Source organism: Mycolicibacterium lacusdiani, from assembly GCF_021916785.1.
Classification (GTDB): Bacteria; Actinomycetota; Actinomycetes; order Mycobacteriales; family Mycobacteriaceae; genus Mycobacterium; species Mycobacterium lacusdiani.
This window is the reverse complement of sequence record NZ_JAKCFC010000013.1, coordinates 64,204-84,088: the sequence shown is the minus strand read 5'-3', so window position 1 is coordinate 84,088 and position 19,885 is coordinate 64,204. Positions and strand designations below refer to the sequence as shown.

The 19,885-nt window shown below is 68.2% G+C and carries 19 protein-coding genes; 5 read left to right on the top strand and 14 right to left on the bottom strand.

Annotated elements, in window-relative coordinates; genetic code table 11:
- Position 1 precedes the first annotated feature (1 nt).
- Genes LOK44_RS27575 through LOK44_RS27560 form a run of 4 tightly spaced genes read right to left on the bottom strand, consistent with a single transcriptional unit; the run spans position 2 to position 5,205 of the window.
- Entirely contained in the window at positions 2-1,777 is a 1,776-nt protein-coding gene (locus tag LOK44_RS27575) for an FAD-binding protein (protein ID WP_237573270.1), read from the bottom strand.
- On the bottom strand, positions 1,774-2,691 hold the full coding sequence (locus LOK44_RS27570) for a 3-carboxyethylcatechol 2,3-dioxygenase (RefSeq protein WP_237573350.1): 918 nt from the start codon (positions 2,689-2,691) through the stop codon (positions 1,774-1,776). Before LOK44_RS27570 ends, LOK44_RS27575 begins: the two co-directional genes overlap by 4 nt.
- Positions 2,636-4,324 (bottom strand): bifunctional 3-(3-hydroxy-phenyl)propionate/3-hydroxycinnamic acid hydroxylase, encoded by a 1,689-nt coding sequence (locus tag LOK44_RS27565; protein WP_237573269.1) that lies wholly within the window; start codon positions 4,322-4,324, stop codon positions 2,636-2,638. Before LOK44_RS27565 ends, LOK44_RS27570 begins: the two co-directional genes overlap by 56 nt.
- Positions 4,321-5,205: an alpha/beta fold hydrolase gene (locus LOK44_RS27560; protein WP_237573268.1), complete on the bottom strand. Its 885-nt coding sequence runs from the start codon at positions 5,203-5,205 to the stop codon at positions 4,321-4,323. The genes LOK44_RS27565 and LOK44_RS27560 overlap by 4 nt, the downstream gene beginning before the upstream one ends.
- Before the next feature lie 109 nt (positions 5,206-5,314).
- Between LOK44_RS27560 and LOK44_RS27555 the strand changes: the two genes are divergently transcribed.
- Positions 5,315-6,019 (top strand): IclR family transcriptional regulator, encoded by a 705-nt coding sequence (locus LOK44_RS27555; RefSeq protein ID WP_237573267.1) that lies wholly within the window; start codon positions 5,315-5,317, stop codon positions 6,017-6,019.
- Between the two features lie 17 nt (positions 6,020-6,036).
- Positions 6,037-7,635, top strand: a complete 1,599-nt coding sequence (locus tag LOK44_RS27550) for an FAD-dependent oxidoreductase (RefSeq protein WP_237573266.1) — start codon at positions 6,037-6,039, stop codon at positions 7,633-7,635.
- A gap of 85 nt (positions 7,636-7,720) precedes the next feature.
- Here the strand turns inward: LOK44_RS27550 and LOK44_RS27545 are convergent, their stop codons facing one another.
- The 4 genes from LOK44_RS27545 to LOK44_RS27530 form a co-directional block, all read right to left on the bottom strand.
- Positions 7,721-8,617: an enoyl-CoA hydratase gene (locus LOK44_RS27545; protein ID WP_237573265.1), complete on the bottom strand. Its 897-nt coding sequence runs from the start codon at positions 8,615-8,617 to the stop codon at positions 7,721-7,723.
- 56 nt (positions 8,618-8,673) lie between these two features.
- Complete coding sequence (locus LOK44_RS27540; RefSeq protein WP_237573264.1) at positions 8,674-9,819, bottom strand: thiolase family protein; 1,146 nt, start codon at positions 9,817-9,819, stop codon at positions 8,674-8,676.
- Positions 9,820-9,835: 16 nt separating this feature from the next.
- The gene (locus tag LOK44_RS27535) at positions 9,836-10,249 is read right to left on the bottom strand and encodes a Zn-ribbon domain-containing OB-fold protein (RefSeq protein WP_237573263.1); all 414 of its coding nucleotides are present in this window, start codon (positions 10,247-10,249) and stop codon (positions 9,836-9,838) included.
- Between the two features lie 99 nt (positions 10,250-10,348).
- Positions 10,349-11,260 (bottom strand): ArgK/MeaB family GTPase, encoded by a 912-nt coding sequence (locus LOK44_RS27530; protein ID WP_237573262.1) that lies wholly within the window; start codon positions 11,258-11,260, stop codon positions 10,349-10,351.
- A gap of 142 nt (positions 11,261-11,402) precedes the next feature.
- On the opposite strand from LOK44_RS27530, the gene LOK44_RS27525 reads away from it, so the two are divergent.
- Positions 11,403-12,167 carry an SDR family NAD(P)-dependent oxidoreductase gene (locus tag LOK44_RS27525; RefSeq protein ID WP_237573261.1) on the top strand — a complete coding sequence of 255 codons (765 nt, stop codon included), beginning with the start codon at positions 11,403-11,405 and terminating at the stop codon, positions 12,165-12,167.
- Complete coding sequence (locus LOK44_RS27520; RefSeq protein WP_237573260.1) at positions 12,164-12,922, top strand: SDR family NAD(P)-dependent oxidoreductase; 759 nt, start codon at positions 12,164-12,166, stop codon at positions 12,920-12,922. The genes LOK44_RS27525 and LOK44_RS27520 overlap by 4 nt, the downstream gene beginning before the upstream one ends.
- 261 nt (positions 12,923-13,183) lie before the next feature.
- Here the strand turns inward: LOK44_RS27520 and LOK44_RS27515 are convergent, their stop codons facing one another.
- The 4 genes from LOK44_RS27515 to LOK44_RS27500 are packed head-to-tail and all read right to left on the bottom strand — an operon-like array spanning position 13,184 to position 17,339.
- Complete coding sequence (locus tag LOK44_RS27515; RefSeq protein WP_237573259.1) at positions 13,184-13,948, bottom strand: enoyl-CoA hydratase/isomerase family protein; 765 nt, start codon at positions 13,946-13,948, stop codon at positions 13,184-13,186.
- Position 13,949: 1 nt separating this feature from the next.
- On the bottom strand, positions 13,950-15,038 hold the full coding sequence (locus tag LOK44_RS27510) for an acyl-CoA dehydrogenase family protein (RefSeq protein WP_237573258.1): 1,089 nt from the start codon (positions 15,036-15,038) through the stop codon (positions 13,950-13,952).
- On the bottom strand, positions 15,025-15,840 hold the full coding sequence (locus tag LOK44_RS27505; RefSeq protein WP_237573257.1) for an acyl-CoA dehydrogenase family protein: 816 nt from the start codon (positions 15,838-15,840) through the stop codon (positions 15,025-15,027). Before LOK44_RS27505 ends, LOK44_RS27510 begins: the two co-directional genes overlap by 14 nt.
- On the bottom strand, positions 15,840-17,339 hold the full coding sequence (locus tag LOK44_RS27500; protein ID WP_237573256.1) for a class I adenylate-forming enzyme family protein: 1,500 nt from the start codon (positions 17,337-17,339) through the stop codon (positions 15,840-15,842). The genes LOK44_RS27505 and LOK44_RS27500 overlap by 1 nt, the downstream gene beginning before the upstream one ends.
- A 128-nt stretch (positions 17,340-17,467) precedes the next feature.
- Here LOK44_RS27500 and LOK44_RS27495 point away from each other — a divergent pair, with 128 nt between their 5' ends.
- A complete protein-coding gene (locus LOK44_RS27495; protein ID WP_237573255.1) occupies positions 17,468-17,776 on the top strand; it encodes a 2Fe-2S iron-sulfur cluster-binding protein in 309 nt (102 codons plus the stop codon).
- On the opposite strand, the gene LOK44_RS27490 is transcribed toward LOK44_RS27495, so the two are convergent.
- Both LOK44_RS27490 and LOK44_RS27485 read right to left on the bottom strand, forming a co-directional pair.
- Positions 17,764-18,819, bottom strand: coding sequence for a CaiB/BaiF CoA transferase family protein (locus LOK44_RS27490; protein ID WP_237573254.1), 1,056 nt, complete (start codon positions 18,817-18,819; stop codon positions 17,764-17,766). The genes LOK44_RS27495 and LOK44_RS27490 overlap by 13 nt on opposite strands.
- A 92-nt stretch (positions 18,820-18,911) precedes the next feature.
- Positions 18,912-19,871, bottom strand: a complete 960-nt coding sequence (locus LOK44_RS27485) for an LLM class F420-dependent oxidoreductase (RefSeq protein ID WP_237573253.1) — start codon at positions 19,869-19,871, stop codon at positions 18,912-18,914.
- Positions 19,872-19,885: the final 14 nt, after the last annotated feature.

The window sequence follows — 19,885 nt, the reverse complement described above, 5'->3', positions numbered from 1 at the left end:
GTTACCTCCGAGGGGTGTCGAGCGTCTGATCGGTCGTCGGGCTGATGGTGTGGACGTCGGGGTCGGTGGCGCCTGCGACGCGCTGAGCCGCGATGTGTCGCACGGCCACGTAGCCGAACGTCATGGCGGGGCCGATGGTCGCTCCTGCGCCTGCATAGCTGCGGCCCATCACCGCTGCGGTGGCGTTGCCGGTCGCGTAGAGACCCTCGATCACCGAGTCGTCCTCCCGCAGCACCCGGGCGAACTCGTCGGTCCGCAATCCACCGGACGTGCCCAGATCGCCGAGGATGATCTGGAACGCGTAGTACGGACCCTCCTCGAGCGGGTGGAGGTTGGGGTTCGGCAGCGTGGGGTCGCCGTAGTAGTTGTCGTAAGCGCTGTCGCCGCGGTCGAAGTCGTCGTCGTGTCCCTTGCGGGCCAACTCGTTGTACCGCTGCGCAGTGGCCCACAGCTGGGCCGGCGGCACGCCGATCTGGACGGCCAGTTCCTCGAAGCTCTTTCCCTCCTTGACGATCCCCGAGTCGAGCCATGCCTGCGGCACCTTGCGCCCGGTGGGCACCGGTGCGAACGGGATCTTCGGGATCGGCAGGTGTCCGCCCACGACGTACCGGCGGAACGACCGAAGGTCGGTGACGAGCCAGCACGGGATGTGCGTGACGCCCGAGCGCTGCCCCTCGAGCATCGCGTGCGCGAAGTCCATGTAGGGCGCGGCCTCGTTGACGAACCGTCGACCCTCGCCGTTGACGACGAACTGCGACGGCATCATCCGCTCGTTGAGCATGAACTGCAGACGCCCGTCGGGCCAGCACATCGCCGGGAACCACCATGCCTCGTCGAGCAGATCGGTCGCCGCGCCGACCTTCTCGCCCGCGCGGATGCCCTCGCCCATCGCGGCCGGATTGCCGAAGCTCCAGTCCTGTTCGAGTTCGGGCAGGTGCTGCCTGCGCCAGGCCATGTCGTGGTCGAACCCGCCCGCGGCGACGATCACGCCTCGCCGCGCCCGGATCCGCACCGCGCGTCCATCGCGTTCGACGACCGCCCCGATCACCCGTCCGTCGAGGTCGGTGACGAGTTCGGTCATCGGCGCGCTCAGCCACAGCGGGATGCCGTGCTCCTTGAGAGCCAGCCGCATGCGAGCCATCAGCGACTGCCCGATGGCAGCCATGCGGTCACCGAACACGTGGGCCCGCACCATCCGCCAGATCAGCTTGAGCAGTACCGCCTTGCCACGCCAGTTCTGCCGCACCTGGTAGAACAGCCGCAGATCCTTCGGCGCGAACCAGATTCCCCTCGGCGCCATGGCCAACGGGGTAAGGAGATCGGCCTCCTCCTCGCCGAGCTTGCGCAGGTCGATCTCGGGAACGTTGATGGTGCTGCCACGCTCGGAGCCGCCAGGTAGCTCGGGGTAGTAGTCGGCATAGCCCGGCTTCCAGACGAATTCGAACCAGGGGCTGGACTGCTCGAGGAACTCCATCATCTCGGGGGCCGCGTCGACGTACTGGCGCAGCCGCGCGTCGCTGACCAGCCCACCGGTGATGGTCTTTAGGTAGGTGAACGTAGCGTCGGGGTCCGGGTTGTAGCCGGCGCGACGCTGTGACGGCGCGCCCGGTACCCAAATGCCGCCGCCGGACAGGGCCGTGGATCCGCCGAACTGCGGCGACTTCTCGACGACGAGTGTGTCGAGGCCATCCGCGTCGGCCTTCAGTGCGGCAGTCATGCCGCCACCGCCGGACCCGACGACCAGGACGTCGACTTCGTGGTCGAAGGTTCCGCTCATCGGGTCACCGCCGTCCGCACGGCGAAACCGGCGATCAGCTCTGGCGCTGCGCGGTAGTACCGCAGCCGTGTCTCGTAGGGCCCACGGGCGGCCATCGCGGCGAACGCCGCGATCCAGGTGCGTACCTCGTGGGCGGAGTTGCCCGCCTCGGCGGCGATCCACGAGTTCGTCCAGGCATCCACGTCGGCGATCCGGTTGCCGTCGAGCAGTTCCAGTAGAGCACCATCCCAGTCGGGGTTGAGCGGCTGCAACGGGCTGTCTCCGTGGGCGAAGTCGTGGGCCGCCGCGATCACGGCGGTCTGCCGGGCGGCGCGCTGCTCGTCGGACATCGGCTCCCCGGCCACGATCCGGCCGAGCGCCGCGGGCGGGGCCGTGGCGAGTGTGGGCACCGGCGGATCGTGCGACAGCCCACCGGATCCCAGGACGAGGACGCGCCTGTCGAGCGTGGCGAGGAACGTCCCCACTGCGGCGCCAAGGGCTCGTGATCGCTTGATCGGTCCGAGCGGTGTGGCGACGGAGTTGATGAAGATGGGGAGCACGGGGACGGCGTCGGCGCGGCCGAACAGCGTCTCCAACGGCTGCACGGTCCCGTGGTCGACCTCCATGCTCGAGGAGATCGCGACGTCCACGTCGGCCTCCCACACGGCCTCGGCGCAGGCGCGTGCGAGGTCGGCGTCGACGTCGAGCGGCCCTGCGTGCGTGCCGTAGTCGCCCACGCCGGTCGCCTGGGTGCCGATGCAGAACGGCGGCATGAGCCGGTAGAAGAACCCGTTGTAGTGGTCCGGCGCGAAGGTCACGACCAGTTCGGGGTCGAAGTCGCGGACGAAGTCGCGGGCAGCGTTCAGCGCGGAGTCGACGTCATCGAGGAGTTCGCGTGACGGACCCGGCAGATTCAGCAGCGGGCTGTGCGACATGCAGCACAGCGCCATCTCGTTCGTGGGCATCGTTTCCTCCCTTCGTCAGACCGAGCACCTCGAACAGCGACGTGCTGAGTTCGGGTGCGAGTTGGGCAATGCACGAGCCGGCGATGCAGCGGTCGGGGCGCAGGAACAGTACGGATTCCGCGTGCGCGTCGAACCACGACTTCAACGCGCCGGTGCGGTCCCCCACGATCGTGACGTCGGGGTCGTCGTGCCCCGTCCAGTGCAGCTGGGTCAGCGGCCGGACCGCGACGAACCTCGCCCCCAGCGCCTTCCAGCGGGCGAACGCGAGGTCGCCGAGCAGCCGGCGCGGGTCGTTGTTCCACGCGAGCACGGTGAAGCCCGGACCGATGACGTCGTCGAGGAGTTGGTTCTGCTCGTCGCGGGTGTCGACCCGTGGCTGGATGAACAGCGTGCCGGTCGGTGACGTCGCACTGCGTGGTTGCCCGTCGACGTGGGCGATGGCGCCCTGGTCGTACCGGGGCATCGGCTTGAACCGCATCTCGAGCACGTAGCGCTTGAGGGTTGGCACCGCCGATGCGGCTCGAATGATGCCGTCCCGCAACGTCGCAACGCGACGGTTGGTCGGCGAGATCACCCGTCCGACCATCGTAGAGAGGTCGATCATCGCCCTGGCGTGCTTGCGCCGTTCGGCATCATAGGTATCCAGGAGCACGTCGCCCGCCCGTCCGGAGACCACGGCAGCGAGCTTCCAACCGAGGTTGGCGGCGTCGCGGATGCCGCTGTTGTAGCCCTGCCCCTGCCAGACCGGCATCAGGTGCGCAGCGTCGCCGGCCAGGAACACCCGGCCCTTCCGGAACGCTCCGGCGATGCGCGAGTGGTGGGTGTACACGCGGTGGCGGATGACGTCGACGCGGTCCGGGTGCGGCAGGAACGGTGCGAGCATGCGCGAGATGAATTCCGGACGCTCGACCTGCTCGTCGGTCTCGTCGGCGTGGATCATGAACTCGAACCGGCGGATGCCGTGTGCGATGGAGATCGACGCATAGGGACGCGCAGGGTCGGCGCCCACCTCGCTGTTGGGGTGGCCGAGTGGGTCGGTCGCGACGTCGATCACCAGCCATCGCGTCGGTGACGTGGTGCCCTCGAAGGACACGCCCATCAGCCGTCGCGTGGTGCTGCGTCCGCCGTCGCAGCCGACGACGTATCGGGCGGTGATCGCAGGGGAATCCGCGAACACGACGGTGACCCCGTCGGGGTGCTCGGTGAACGAGTCCACCCGGGTACCCCATGAGACGTCGACGCAGTCGAAGCGCTCCAAGCCGCGCAACAACTCCGCGTCCACCATGGGCTGCACGAATCCGTTGCGCTTGGGCCAGCCGAAACGTGCGTCGGGCGGCGCCATCTCGGCGAGCAGCCGTCGGTTGCCGTCGAAGAACCGCAGGATCTGGTTGGGCACGGTGTGCGGCAGTACGTGCTCGACCAGGCCGATCGACTGGAATGTGCGCAGCGCCTCGTCGTCCAGACCGACACCGCGCGGGTAGTCGATGAGGGTGTCCCGTTCGTCGACGACGGCGGTCGAGACGCCGTGCTGGCCGAGGATGTTGGCCAGCGTGAGCCCAACCGGACCCGCGCCGACGACCAACACGTCCACCTGTCGGGTCACGACGCGACCGTCCCTTCGCCTGCACCGAGCAGGAAGTCGATGTGCAGGCGGTTGAACGTCTTCGCGTCCTCGTACTGGGGCCAGTGGCCGCAGTCGGGCATCACCTCGAAGCGCGCACCGGGGATCATCGAGGCAATCCTGGCGCCTTCGCTGACGTCGGCGGTGGGGTCGTCGCTCGTCCACAGCACCAGCGTCGGCGCGGTGATCGCGCCGTACTCGCTGGGGCCGAGCAGGTTTCGGGCCCGGATCTCCGGGTCCTGTAGCGCCATGATGTCGCTCATGGCGGACACGAAGCCCGGTTGCCGGTACACCCGTTGGCGGCTGGCGACGATGTCGTCGTAGTCCTTGGTCTTGTCGGCCATCAGCCACTTGATCCGCGCCTGCACGGTGTCCCAGGACGGGTTCTCGGCGGCGGCCATGGACAGGGTGACGATGCGCTTCATCACCTCGGGGTCGGCTTGGGAACCGCCTGCCGTGTTCAGCACCAGCCGGTCGATCCGCCCGGGATGGTCAGCCGCGGCGCGGGCCGCGACCCAGCCGCCTAGCGACTCCCCGGACAGGTGCACCCGATCGGCGCCGATCGCGTCGAACACGGCCAGCAGGTGGTCGACGTAGTGCGCGACCTCGAGCGGATGGCCCGGCTTGTCGGTGTATCCGTGGCCCAGCATGTCGATCGACCAGGTGGAGAAGTGCTCGGCGTGCGACTCCAGGTTGCGCACGTAGGCCTCGGCGTGGCCGCCGGATCCGTGCAGCAGCACCAGTGTCGGCTTGTCCCGGTCTCCGGCGTGCAGGTAGCGCGTGCGGACGCCACCCGCGTCGAGGAACCCCTGCGAGAACGGGACGCCCTGAAGGTCGCTCCAGACGCTCTCGAACTCCGCCATGTGCTCCCTCTCCCGCGTCGATGGTGAGAATACCGTTCTCTTGTAGCGCGAGCCATCTGTGCTAATATCGCACAACAATGTGCACTATATATAGAGCTTCACTCTCGCGATGACGTCTGTCAAGGACGACAAACCCACCGAGAAGCTCGCGGCCGGCTCGCAGACACTGGCCAGGGGGCTCTCGGCGCTGCAGGCCGTCGCGAGTTCGCCGTCGGGCATCACCGCCCAGCAGGTCGCCGACCACGTCGGCGTGCACCGGACCATCGCCTACCGGCTGCTCAGTACGCTCACCCAGCAGCGGTTCGTGGTGAAGGGAGAGGACGGGCGCTACCGGCCCGCCGCCACGTTGGCCGTGCTCGGAGCGTCCTTCGACAACAACCTGCGGGCCTTGAGCGTGCCGACGCTGCGCACCCTGGCCGACGATCTCGGCGCATCGGTGTCGCTGCTGGTCGCCGAGGGCGACCAGCAGGTGGCGATCGCGGTCATCGTGCCAACGCTGGTCTTTTATCAACTGTCGTTCCACGAGGGCAGCCGCTACCCGTTGAATCGCGGCGCCGCGGGCATCGCACTGCTGGCCAGCATGGCGCCCCGCCCCGGTGAGCGGGACCTGGTACCACTCACCCGCGAACAGGGCTGGGTGATCACCCACGGCGAGATCGAGCCTGACACCTACGGGTTGGCCGTGCCCGTACGTCGCCGCCCGCCGTCGCCACCCACGTGCATCAACCTCATCTCCCACCGCAAGGACGTCGTCTTGGAAGGACGCGAATCGGTGATCGCGGCGGCCAAGCAGCTGTCGTCCATCCTCGGCTAGCGAAAGGGCCTGCCTGCGTGACTGACTGGGATCACGAAGTCGACGTCGTCGTACTCGGAAGTGGCGGAGCCGGTTTGACCGCCGCTCTGACCGCCGTCGTCGGAGGGGCGTCGGTCGCCGTGTACGAGAAGGCGGCCACCGTCGGCGGCACCACCGCGGTCTCCGGCGGCATCGTCTGGGTCCCCGCGCATCGGCGCTCGCCCTCGGGTGAACTGACCGTCGAGGATGCGATGCGCTATCTGGAGGCGCAGTCGCTGGGGGGCATGGACGCCGACCTGGTGGAAACGTTCGTGCGCACCGGCCCCGAGATGCTCGACTTCGTCGAGGCGCACAGCGAGTTGCAGTTCGACGTCGCCGAGGGCTTCCCCGACTACAAGCCGGAGCTGCCCGGCGGACGGCCGTCGGGCGGTCGCTCGCACAACGCGCGGCCGTTCGACCTCGACCGCCTCGGCGCGTGGAGCGACCGCATCACCTCGTTCCCCGTCGACTTCAGCAACGTCGGCATCGACGCCGAGACCCGCGCGCGCATCCACGCCTCGGTCGACGACGTCGAGGGCAACTACTGCGTGGCGGGTACGGCACTGATCGCGGGTCTGCTCAAGGGACTGCTCGACCACGGCGTGGAACCGGTCACCGACGCCCGTGCGGTCGAACTCATCGCGGCCGATGGACGGATCGTCGGCGTGCGGATAACGCATGATGGCAGCGACATTCGGGTGCGAGCGCATCGCGGCGTCGTGCTCGGCACCGGCGGCTTCGAATGGGACGAGCGACTGGTCGAGGCCTACCTGCGCGGCCCCATGCACGGTCCCGTGTCGCCGCCCAACAACACCGGCGACGGCCTTCGGATGGCGATGGCACACGGCGCCGACCTGGCAAACATGGGTGAGGCCTGGTGGGTGCCGATCATCCAGATTCCCGGCGACACCATCGACGGGCACCAGCGCAGCCGCAGTGTCCGCCTGGAACGCACCCGGCCCAGGAGCATCATCGTCAACCGGGCGGGCAAGCGCTTCCTCAACGAGGCAGGCGAGTACAACTCGATGGCCGGGCCGTTCCATCACCTCGACCCGCGCCACGGCTATCTCAACGACCCGGCGTGGATCGTGTTCGACGCGCTGCACCTGAAGAAGTACGGATTCCTCGGCGTCGAACCCGATGGCGTGGCGCCCGATTGGTACCGGAAGTCGGCCGACCTCGCCGAGCTGGCCGAGAAGACCGGCATCGACGTCGAGGGTTTGGCACGCACGCTCGACGCGTGGAACGCGAACGTCGCCGAGGAGCGCGACCCCGACTTCGGCCGCGGATCCAGTGCGTACGACGGCTACTGGGGCGACAACTCGGCGGCCAGCCCCGCGCTGCAGACCCTCGGGCCGATCGACACGGCACCGTTCTACGCCGTGCCGGTGACCGTCGGGGCGATGGGCACCAAGGGCGGCCCGCGTACCGACGGCGATGCCCGGGTGCTGCACGTGTCGGGTGCTCCCATTCCCGGGCTGTTCGCGGTCGGCAACGCGATGGCGGGCGTCACGGGCAAGGCCTATGGCGGCGCCGGCGGAACCCTCGGCCCGGCAATGGTGTTCGGTTACCGCGCGGGCCGGGCGCTCACGGCCTGAGGTTCGCGAGGTCGCTACGTTGAAATAGCGCTCACGGCCACCTGCACTCGGACTTTCGTCGCGTGAGCGCTATCTCAACGGCAGATCAGGGCTGATCCTTGACCGACGGCTGGATCGGCGGGGCCTCGCGCCAGTTCGGCAGCCCGTCGGTCTCGTTGGCGACCGGGAAGCCACCGCCGTGCGTCCACGCCCAGTGACTGTGGTTGAGCTGATGCATGCTGAAGCAGGCGTTGAGCGAGTTGTAGAACCCCTGGTTGTCCTGCGTCTGGTTCACCGACTCCTTGATGAGCAGCGCAGCCATGGTCGGCACCTTGGCGATGCGGCGGGCGAAGTCCAGTGTCCGATCGGCCAATTCGTCGGCCGGGAAGACCTTCGACACCATCCCGAGCGCGTGCGCCTCGTCGACCGACAGCGAATCGCCGGTGAGCATCAACTCCTTGGTCTTACGCGCCCCGAACTCCCACGGGTGCGCGAAGTACTCGACACCGCACATGCCCAACCGGGTCCCGACGACGTCGGCGAACGTGGTGTCGTCGGCGGCGACGATCAGGTCGCAGGCCCACATCAGCATCAGCGCCGCCGCGTAGACGTCCCCGTGCACCTGGGCGACCGTAATCTTGCGGAGATTCCGCCAGCGGCGGGTGTTCTCGAAGAAGTAGTGCCACTCCTGCAGCATCAGCTTCTCCGCGCCCTCACGCGTGGCACCGTTCTCGGTGAAGCTCGGGTGCTGGTTCGGGCCGGGCTGGTACTCCTCCATCATGACCTTGGAACCCAGGTCGTGACCCGAGGAGAACATCGGTCCGTGCCCGCCGAGGATGACGACGCGCACGTTGTCGTCGGCTTCCGCTTCGAGGAACGCCTCGTTCAATTCGACCAGGAGACCGCGCTGTTGAGCGTTCCGCGCCTCGGGTCGGTTCAGCATGATCCGGGCGATGGTGCCCTCGTCGAGGGTCTCGTACGTGACGAAGCGGTAGTCAGCCATGGCCGAACTCTATTCCTTTGAGAATGGCGTTACCGCAGTGGGGCACGCCGTCAGGCCTACAGCGAGAGGATGGTGGCCGAAGCGGTTCCAGGTGCGCCGTAGACCTGTGCCAGGCCGACCCGCGGATTGCCGGGAACCTGGCGTTCGCCTGCTTCACCGCGCAACTGGCGGACCAACTCGTGCATCTGTCGCAGACCCGAAGCTCCGATCGGCTCGCCGTTGGCGATCAGTCCGCCGTCGGTGTTGACCGGCATCGATCCGCCGATCTCGGTGGCGCCGTCGGCCAGCAGCTTCTCCTGGTCTCCGTCCGCGCACAGGCCCGTCTCGGCCATGTGGATCACCTCGGCGCCGGCGTCGGTGTCCTGCAGTTGGGCCACGTCGACGTCCTCGGGCCCGATGCCTGCCGCCTCGTAAGCGGCCTTCGCGGCGTACACCGTCGGCGACGAATCCTCGTCCAACGGCGCAGATGTCGCGTGCACCTCGTAGGCGCCGAAGCGGCGGGTGCGGATCTCGCTGGCGCGCACGAACACTGGCTTCTCGGTGTACTTATGGGCTAGATCGCCCCGGCACATGATGACGGCCGCCGCGCCTTCGTCGGGTGCGCAGAACATGAACTGCCGCAGCGGGTAGTTCAGCACCGGCGACGCCATGATGTCCTCTTCGGAGATCGGCTTGCGGCGGAACGCGTTCGGATTCAGGGCGCCGTTGCGGAAGTTCTTCGCGGCCACCTTCGCCAGCGTCTCCTCGCTGATGCCGTGGTCGTGGATGTACTTGTTGGCCTTCATGCCGAAGAACTTGGTCGTGACGAGCTGCCCGTTCTCGGCGTACCACTGCGGCAGGGCCAGCTTGGCCGGGTCGTCGGTGAAGGCGCCACGCGGATGCTTGTCCAGGCCGATCGCGATGCCGATATCGTACTTGCCAAGCCGGATGGTGTCGGCCGTCTGCTGAATGGCGCTCGCCGACGTCGCGCAGGCGTTGAACACGTTGGTGAAGGTGATGCCGGTGAGCCCGACCAGGCGCGTCACGGAATCCGGGTTCGAGACCTCGTAGCTGCCGCCGAAGCCGAACTCGATGTCCTTCCACTGCAGGCCCGCGTCACCCAGTGCGCTGTGGATGGCCTCGGCGCCCATCTCGACCGCGGATTTCTCGAACCGGCCGAACGGGTGGATGCCGACGCCGATGATGGCTACGTCGTTGGTCATGATCGAAGTTCCCCTTCTAAACGGGCTGGAAGGCGAACGTGACGATCTCGTTCCCCTCGGCGTCGGTGGCGAACGGGATGAACGTCAGCTCGACGTCCATGCCGAATTGGAGCTTGGCGGGATCGTTCTCGGTCAGGCGGCCTTCGACCCGGATGACGTCACCGAGTTGCACGAGGCCCACGCCGAAGGGCACGAAGTCCTTGCCCGTCGGACCGGCATACGGGGCGCCGGGCGGGAAGCCCTGGGTGGTCCACGCCACGACGGTGCCGCGGCGCGGGAGGAGTTCGTCGGTCATCTCGGCGGCACTGCATCGCGGGCAGTGCGATTGGCGCGGGAACACCGTCGCCGCGCATGCACCGCACTTGCTGCCGACCAGCTGCGGGCTCTCGTCCGGCCACGTCGAGATCGTCGGGTCTATCGCCTTCTGCATGACGGCTCCTCAGCGCTGAGACATGGCGGATCGGTGATCGGTTCACAGAACAGTACAACACCATTTGCGGAAAACGGAAAGCCCATTCTCACTTCGATGTCAGTGCTGGTGGGGCGCGCTTTCCGTAGTCTCCGCCGCCACTCGCACGCCTGCCTCGTCGAGCAGGGCGCGCGTCGCCGAGTAGACGTCGAGACGTCCGTCGGCGACCGCGTCGGCCAGCGCCCCGAGCCCGTCGTGCGTGCGCAGCGCACTCTGGGCCAGCGACAGGATCTGCGCCCGAGCCCTGGCCGCGCGCCGTTGCGGGCTGTCGGAGCGGTGGTGAGCGTCGATGGCCTCTACGAGTTCGACGATGCCCTCGTTGCGCGCGGCGATGATCTTGAGGATCGGGGCGTCGGTCTCGGCGTGCAGATCGCGCACCGTCTGATCGGCGCCGTCGCGATCGGCCTTGTTGATCGCGACGATGTCGGCGACTTCCAGCAGCCCCGCCTTCGCTGCCTGAACGGCGTCCCCCGCACCGGGATTGAGGATGACGACGGCCGGGTCCGCCACGGCGGAGATCTCGATCTCCGATTGCCCGACGCCGACGGTCTCGAGCAGGACGACGTCGTAGGACAGTTCGGCGAGCACCCGGATCGCCGCGGGCACCGCGGCAGCCAACCCACCGAGATGGCCGCGGGTGGCGACCGAGCGGATCAGGACGTCGTCGTCGTTGATGTGGGCCACCATCCGGATTCGGTCGCCCAGCAGCGCTCCCCCGCTGTACGGCGACGACGGGTCGACGGCAAGTACTGCGACGCGCTGACCGCGAGTTCGATAGGCGGCGACGAGGACCGCGATGGTGGTCGACTTGCCGGCACCGGGCGGACCGGTCACGCCGATCACGCGCGCGGTGCGCGTCCCGAGTAGCGCGAGAAGCTCGTCGCGACGGGGACTCTCGACGATGCTGAGGAGCCTTCCGGTGGCACGCATCGACCCGCTTCGTGCCTGGGCGACGAGGTCGTCGATGGTCATCCTGCGGCTCAGACTAGCGGCCGCGATGGGTGCGCGACGCGATCTCGCGAGCGGCCTCGGGCATTGACGGACTCCTCGTCGACGGGGTATGAGAATAGTATTCTCTCAGCTTGAGAGCGTCAGTTGCAAGAAGGGGAACCGTATGCAGATCGCAGGTAGCTCGGCAATCGTCGTGGGTGGAACGGGCGGCCTGGGTGAGGCGACGGTTCGCCGCTTGCACGCCGCGGGCGCCAAGGTCGTCGTGGCAGACGTCGTCGACGACAAGGGTAGGGAACTCGAGTCCGAACTCGGTGTGCGGTACGTGCACACCGACGCGACGTCGGAGGAGTCGGTCAACGCCGCCGTCGCCGAAGCACAATCGCTTGGACCGCTTCGGATTTCGGTTGACACCCATGGTGGACCCGCGAGCGGCGGCCGCCTGATCGGCAAGGACGGCTCCCCGCTGGACCTCGACGGCTTCAAGAAGACGATCGAGTTCTACCTGACCGCCGTCTTCAACGTCATGCGACTCTCCGCTGCCGCGATCGCCAAGAGCGAGCCGCTGGAGGAGGGTGGCCGCGGCGTGATCGTCAACACCGCGTCGATCGCAGGCTACGAGGGTCAGATCGGCCAACTCCCCTACTCCGCGGCGAAGGGCGGCGTGCTCGGCATGACCCTCGTCGCGGCACGTGACCTGTCGCCGTTGGGCATTCGCGTCGTGACCATCGCGCCCGGCACCATCAACACGCCCGCGTACGGCAAGGCGGGCGACCAGCTCGAGCAGTACTGGGGCCCGCAGGTGCCGTTCCCCAAGCGCATGGGCCGATCGACGGAGTACGCACAGCTGGCGCAGAGCATCATCGAGAACGACTACCTCAACGGCGAGATCATCCGCCTCGACGGCGCCCTGCGGTTCCCGCCCAAGTGACGCCCGGCGCACCGGGTCCGCTGAGCGGCCGGGTCGCATTCGTCGCCGGCGCCAGCCGCGGTATCGGTGCGACGGTCGCTCGGCACCTGGCGGCGGCAGGCGCGTCGGTGGCCGTCGCTGCCCGCTCCGAGGTGCTCGGCAAGCTGCCCGGCACCATCGGATCGGTCGCCGCACAGATCAACGACGCTGGGGGCCGGGCACTTCCGGTGGCCTGTGACGTCACCAGCGAACCGTCGGTCCAGCACGCCGTGGACGCGACGGTCGCCGAGTTCGGCGGCATCGACGTCCTGGTCGCAAACGCAGGCGTGCTGTGGCTCGGCCCAATCGAGACCACGCCGCTCAAGCGCTGGCAGCTTTGTCTGGACGTCAATCTCACCGGCGTCTTCCTGGTCACGCGCGCGGTGATCCCCCACGTCCGGGCGCGCGGCGGCGGATCGCTGATCGCGGTCACCACCACCGGCGTGGGCATGGTCGACTCCGGTGCCAACGCCTACTGGGTGTCCAAGGCGGCCGCCGAGCGTCTCTACCTCGGCCTGGCAGCGGATCTGCGGGGCGACAACGTCGCAGTGAACTGCTTGAGCCCGTCGCGAGTGGTGTTGACCGAGGGCTGGCAGGCCGGCGGTGCGGGCATGCAGATCCCACCCGAGATGGTCGAGCCGCCCGAGGCGATGGGCCGGGCCGCGGTGCTGCTCGCCACCCAAGACGCGTCGGGCATCACCGGAACCGTCCAGCGCTCCGAAGAACTCACCGCCTGACCTTGCTCCTTCTGACCTTCCGCGAGCGTGCGTGTCTGCGGACGACACGCCGTCGTTAATCGGGAGTTTCCGCACGCTCGCGCCCGTCGTGAGATCGCCGTCGTCAGATCGCCGGCCGACCGTCGACGCGCGCCCACCCTGCGCGAGCGTGCGTGAACTCGGGTCAGAGCCCGGCGTGTCGCCCGCAGACACGCACGCTCGCCGGAGAAGGGAACCCGGGAAAGGGTGGAGCCCGGGGAAGGGAAGGCAGCCTGGAGGGGGCTAGGTCTTGGCGATCAGGCCGTCGACGATGCGGTTGAAGTCGGCGGTGCCGAACGACACGTACTCGGCGAGGTTGGCGTAGTCCAGCGAGGCCATCACCGAGCGCTCCAGCTGGATGTTCATCAGCCGCTTGGTGGCCTCGACCGCTTGCTGCGGCAGCTCGGCGAGCTTCTTGGCGCACGCGATGGCCTCGGCCACCGGGTCGGCGACCACGTGATTGGCCAGACCCAGCTCGACTGCCCGGTGCGCCTTGATCCGCACACCCGTCAGCGCGAACTCCTTGGCGTGGAGCAGGCTGATCTGCGACCCCCACACCAGCGGACCGCCGTCGGCGGCGACCAGACCGATCTGCACGTGGGGGTCCGCGAAGTGCGCAGTCTCGGCCATGTAGACGACGTCCGACAGCGCGGCGAGGCTGCACCCCAGGCCGACCGCGGGCCCGTTGACCGCGGCGACGACCGGGATGCGACACCGCACCATGCCGATGACGAGGTCGCGGCCGTGCTTGATCGTCTTCTGGCGCAGAGCCTCGTTGCCACGCAGCTCGTCGAGGTAGTTGAAGTCACCACCGGCCGAGAAGGCCCGCCCCGCACCGGTTATCACTGCGGCGCGGGCGTCGGCGTCCTCGTTGAGCGCCTCCCAGATCTTGGCCAGGCCGACGTGGAGCGCGTCGTTGACCGCGTTCAACGCATCCGGGCGATTGAGCGTGATGATCCGCAGACTGCCATCAGCGCGGACGTCGATTTCCTCTGGCATGCCGTACATATCAGGCTCCAAGTCCAAGAATCCGTTGCGCGATGATGTTCTTCTGAATTTGCGACGTCCCACCCATGACGCTTTGCGCGCGGCTGTACAGGTAGGCGCCGAAGAGTTCCTCGTCGCGGGTGCCGGTGGTGGCCAGCGTCGCGTGCCCCACGGACTGCTCGACCCACGTCATGAGCAGCTTGTCCAGCGACCCGTCCGGGCCGTGGGTGATGCCGTCGAGCTGTTCGGACAGCCGCCGCCGCACGTGCAGGCGCAGCATCTCGGTCTGCACCCAGGCCCAGGACAATTCGTCGGGCGGCGGCCCATCGACCCGTCCGGCCAACTGCCGCACCAGCTTTCCGTAGCGGGCCGAGAATCCCAACGTCGACGGTTCGCGCTCATGGCTGACGACCGTCATCGCGAGCTTCCACCCGTCGCCGGGCGCGCCCACCATGTTCTCGGCCGACACCCGCGCCCCATCGAACTCGACCTGCCCGAACTCCCGGGTAACACCGCTGATCATCTTCAACGGCCGTTGCTCGATACCGGCCTGGTGCATCGGGACGATGAAGGCCGAGATGCCCTTGTGCTTGGGGACGTCCTTGTCGGTGCGCGCCAGCACCAGGCACCAGTCGGCGACGTCGGAGTAACTGGTCCAGATCTTGTGTCCGTGGATGACGTACTCGTCACCGTCGCGCACCGCAGTGGTCGTCAGCGACGCGAGATCCGAGCCGGCGCCGGGCTCGCTGAAACCCTGACACCACCGCTCGGTGCCGTTGATCATCCCGGGCAGGAAGCGTTGCCGCAGTTCTTCGCTGCCGTGATGACTCAAGCCGACGACCAGGTAGCCGAGGCTCGGTCGGGCAGGCGCGCCGGCCTTGGCGATCTCCTCGTCGACGATCACGTCGTACACGGCGGGCAGATTCCGGCCGCCGTACTCGGTGGGCCAAGTCGTGCCGAAGAACCCTGCGGCATACAGCGCTTGGTGCCACGCGCCCTGGGCCTCCCAGTAGGCGTCCCCGGAGGTGGGGAACCTACCCTTCTGCTCGCCGAGCCACGCGCGCAGGTTCTCCCGGAACTCGGCTTCCTCGGGTGAGTCACGAAAGTCCAACGGTCAACTCCTTCAACTCGACCGGCCACGTCTGCGTGGCGGTCAGCACCCGGCGCAGATACACGTGCGCCAGGCATTCCCAGGTGTTGCCGATACCACCGTGCACCTGGATGGACGTCTCGCACACGGTCAGAGCCGAACGCGCACAGTAGATCTTGGCGATCCGACCGGCTTCGACCGCCTCGACCGGCGGCAGCTCGTCGACCGCCCAGGCAGCGTGCCGCAGCACGCTAGTGGACCCCTCGATGAGAGCCAGCCCCTCGGCGAGCATGTGGCGCACGGCCTGATACGACCCGATGGTCGCGCCGTACTGCTCGCGTACCTTGGCGTACTCGGTGGCCAGCATCAATGTGCCGCGGGCCGCTCCCACCAGATCGGCGGTCGTCGCGGTGAGCGCAAGTGCGTACCAGCGGTCGGAGTCGTCGGAGGACAGCTCGCCGAGTTCAGCGGGCGATTCGACGACGCCTGCGAGGCTGTGGGTGAGGTCCACCGCGTCGGGCACGGGCGCCGACGCCGCCGGTTCGCGACCGAGCCTGCGCTCCAGGTCGTCGGTGAGCACCGGACCGATGAACGGCACGTCGACGAGGCCGCGAGCGAATTCCTCTGCCACCAGGGCTACTTCGACACCGCTCGCCTCGTCCGACCGCAGTGTCCGCCAACCGGTGGCCGCGACGGTCTTCTCGAGCCTCGCGACCCTGCCGTCGTCGTCAAGGGCGGCGACCGACTCGGGGCCGAGGTCGTCGGCGAGCTTGGCAGCCGCATCGCGTAGCTGTCGTTGTTCGGCCGTCAGACGGGCGTCCATCAGAGTTCCCTATTCGCGCTGCTCATCAGTCCTGCCGGTTCTTCGCTGGCGCTCATCAGTCCTGCCGGTTCTTCGCTGGCGCTCATCACGCGCTCTCTCAACACTCGGCGCAACACCTTTCCGGAGGGGAGTCGAGGGATCTCCTCGACGAACGCGACCCGGCTCGGCCGCTTGTAGGAGGCGAGGCGGTCGGCGACCAGCTCGATCAGTTCATCGGATTCGACTGCGCCACAACGCGACACTGCGGCCACGATCGCCTCCCCGCTGACGGCTTCCGGCACCCCGAACACCGCGCAGTCGGCGACGGCCGGGTGCCCGTGCAGGACGGCCTCGATCTCGGCCGGAGCCACCTGGAAGCCGCGCACCTTGATCATCTCCTTGGTGCGGTCGGTGATCCGCAGCCAGCCATCGGCATCGAGGTGGCCGACGTCCCCGGTGCGGTACCAGCCGTCGTGGAACGCACCGGCGGTGGCGTCGTCGGGCAGGTAGCCGGCCATCGCCGTCTGCGAGAGCACCTGGATCTCGCCGTCCTCGCCGACGGGCACGGGTGCTCCGGTCTCGATGTCCGCGATGCGGATCCGCACGCCGGGAACGGCTCGGCCGACGGTGTCCAGCCGAGCGTCCCGAAGGACATTGCAGGTGATCACCGGGAGTTCGCTCGCGCCGTAGGCGGTGACCCAGTTGACGCCGACGCGGGCGGTCACCCGATCGGCGACGCTCTGGGTCACCGGCGTCGCGCACCACATGACGTAGCGCAGCGACGATAGGTCGTAGTCCTCGAGCCGGGGATGCGCCGCGAGCGCCAGCGCGATGGGTGCGACCGCCATCTCGATGGTGATCCGGTCGGATTCGATGTGTCGCAGCATCGTGTCGACGTCGAAGCGCGGGTGCAGCCGGATCCACGCCCCGACGTCGAGCGCGGTGGCGATGTTCAGCAGTCCGAGGATGTGCGACGGCGGCGTCATGATCTGCATGCGGTCGCCGTTCGACAGCGCGAGCGCGGTGCGCCAGTGGGCCACGGCCGTCGCGAATGCACCGTGGGTGTGGCGGACGGCCTTCGGCATGCCGGTGGTGCCCGAACTGAACACGAACAACGCATCGGAGGTGGGATCGGGCTCGTCGAACGTCCGCCGGCCGGGCGTGACCGGCTGGTCCAGCTCGAGCATCGGCATCGCGTCGCCGAGCACCGGGTGGTCCCCCACGGCGTGCGACGGCCGGGTCAGGGCCAGCGCGTGGTCGACCTCGGCGCGCTTCCACGCCGTGCTGAGTAGGACCACCGCCGCGCCGAGCCGCCAGATCGCATGCAGCGCGACGACGAACTCGGGCCGATTCGACGACATCAGCGCCACGCGGTCACCCGCGCGCACGCCACGCTCATCCAGCACGGTCGCCATGCCGCTGGTGAGCGCATCGAGCTGGGATCTGGTGTACTGCCGCTCACCGAAGGCTAGGACGGGAGGTTCGGGAACGGGAGCATCGGGAACGCCGGGATCAGGCACGTGTCGACCCCTTCCCCGGCTGATCGCCCGACCGGGCGATAACGCAGAATGACTGTTGAGAATAGCCTATCAATAATGGAGAATAGTATTCTCGCAGAGACAGAATCTCAATGCCAGGAGTGAGCGCGATGACTGCAGACCCCGTACCGACCGACGAGGCCGGTGGCGAGGTGAAGATCCTCCTCGACCGCAAGAGGGCCACCGTCGCCATGAAACCCGGTGAGACGCTGCTCGAATCGGCGCGCCGCGCCGGCATGGGCCCGCCGTTCTCCTGCGAGGCAGGCAACTGCGGAACGTGCATGGCCAAGTTGATCTCGGGCAAGGCCACGATGCGCGTCAACGACGCCCTCGACGACGACGAGGTCGACGAGGGATACATCCTCACCTGCCAAGCCGTTCCCGACACTGCGGACATCGAGATCAGCTACGACGACTGAGCCCCGGCGGAGTACTCGTCGAGGGTCGGCGCCGGGCGGTACTGCGGCTCGTAGCCGCCGACCTTGATCGACCCACCGACCAGGCGGAAGTCCCCGGCGGTGACGATCGCCTCCGGAGTCGCCTCGAGCGCTTCGGGCAGCGAGCGCACGGCCGCTGCGGGAATGCCCAACGGTCGCAACCGTTGCTCCCACCCCTTCGCGGTGTCGGTGGCCAGCACCGCGGTCACCAGCTGCAGCACGTCGTCGCGGCGCGCCGCGCGGTCGGCCATCTTCTCGAAACCGCCGATGCCCGCCTCACCGGCGAACGACTTCCAGAAGCCGTCGTGGGTGATGAACAGCGCAAGATGGCCCTCGGCCGTCGGGAACAGCTGCGCCGGAACGTAATACGAGTGGGCACCGTTGGGATGGCGGCGCGGTGCCACCCCGTCGTTCAGATACGCCGCCGCACGGTAGTTCAGCTGCGACAACATGACGTCGCGCAGGGATACGTCCACCTGGCCGCCCCGGCCAGACACCACCTGGGCCAGCAGCGCGAGTGCTGCGGTCAGGCCCGTTGAATTGTCGGCCGACGAGTACCCGGGCAGCGTCGGAGGGCCGTCGGGGTCGCCGGTCATCGCGGCGACGCCCGTGGCAGCCTGCACCACGTAGTCGAACGCGGGATCGTCTCCCCCGTCGAGCCCGTAGCCGGTGAGCGCCACGCACACAAGCCTCGGGTTGAACTCACGCATCGCGTCGTAGGTCAGCCCGAGCTTGCGGATCACCGACGGCTTCATGTTGACCAGCAGCGCATGCGATTCCGCAGCGAGTTCCCCCAGCCGCTGCCGTCCCGCTGCCGAGGCGAGATCCAGGCAGACACTGCGCTTGTTGCGGTTCAAGCTGGCGAAGTAGCTGTCGCTCACCTGGCGCGAGATCTCCCCGCCGGGTGGCTCCACCTTGATCACCTCGGCGCCGAGGTCGGCGAGCATCATCGTGGCGTACGGGCCTGCGAGCATCACGCCGACCTCGAGGACCCGGATGCCGTCGAGCGGAGCGGGCGAACTCATCGCGGCCCTCGGCTCTTCGCGCAAGCGCTCATCGCGGCCCTCGGCTCTTCGCGCAAGCGCTCATCGCGGCCCTCGGCTCTTCGCGCAAGCGCTCATCGCACCTGCTTCGCCAGCTCCGCGATCACCTCTCGCGTCCTGTACTTCGACGCGATGAGTTCGTCGCGGTTGTCGCCGATCGGTAGCAGACGCACCGACAGATCGGTCACTCCAGCGTCCGCGAACTGCTTGAACCGCTTCAGGATCGACTCCTCGTCACCCGCCGCGCACAGGTCACCCACGTTGCGGGCGTCGCCGCGGTCGAGCAGACGCTGATAGTTCGGCGACGTCTCGGCCTCCGACAGGATGCGGTTGGCCCGCTCCTTCGCCGCGTCGATCTCGGAGTTCGCGCACAGGCAGACCGGGATGCCTGCGACAACGCGCGGCGCGGGTCGCCCTGCCTCGGCGGCGGCCTTGTTGATCTTCGGTGCGATGTGATCGCCGATGGCCTTCTCGTCGGCCATCCACAGCACGGTTCCGTCGGCGCGTTCCCCGGCGATCTGCAGCATGACCGGGCCGAGCGCGGCCACCAGTACCGGCAGCGGCGTCGCAGCGCCGAGCGCGGTGGGGTTGTGCACCGTGAACGAACCGTTCTCCACGTCGACCGGCCCTGGCCCCGCCGCCGCCGCCGCCGCCAGCACCTCGAGATAGTCGCGCGTGTAGGCCGCGGGCTTCTCGTACGGCAGGCCCAGCATGTCCCGGACGATCCAGTGGTGCGACGGTCCGACGCCGAGCGCCAGTCGCCCGCCGGCCATGGCGTGCACCGAGAGTGCCTGACGCGCAAGCGCTATGGGATGTTGTGCCTGCAGTGGGACGACGGCCGTGCCCAGCTCGATCCGGGTGGTGTGCGCCGCCATCAGCGCGACCATCGTCAGACAGTCGAAGTCGTCGGGAACTTGCGGCATCCACGCGGTGTCCATACCCGCCGCCTCGGCCCACTCGATGTCGGCGACCAACTTGGTGACCTTGCGGGCCATGTCGCCCCGCTCGGCCCCGATCATCACGCCCAACCTCATGACCCACCCCTGCT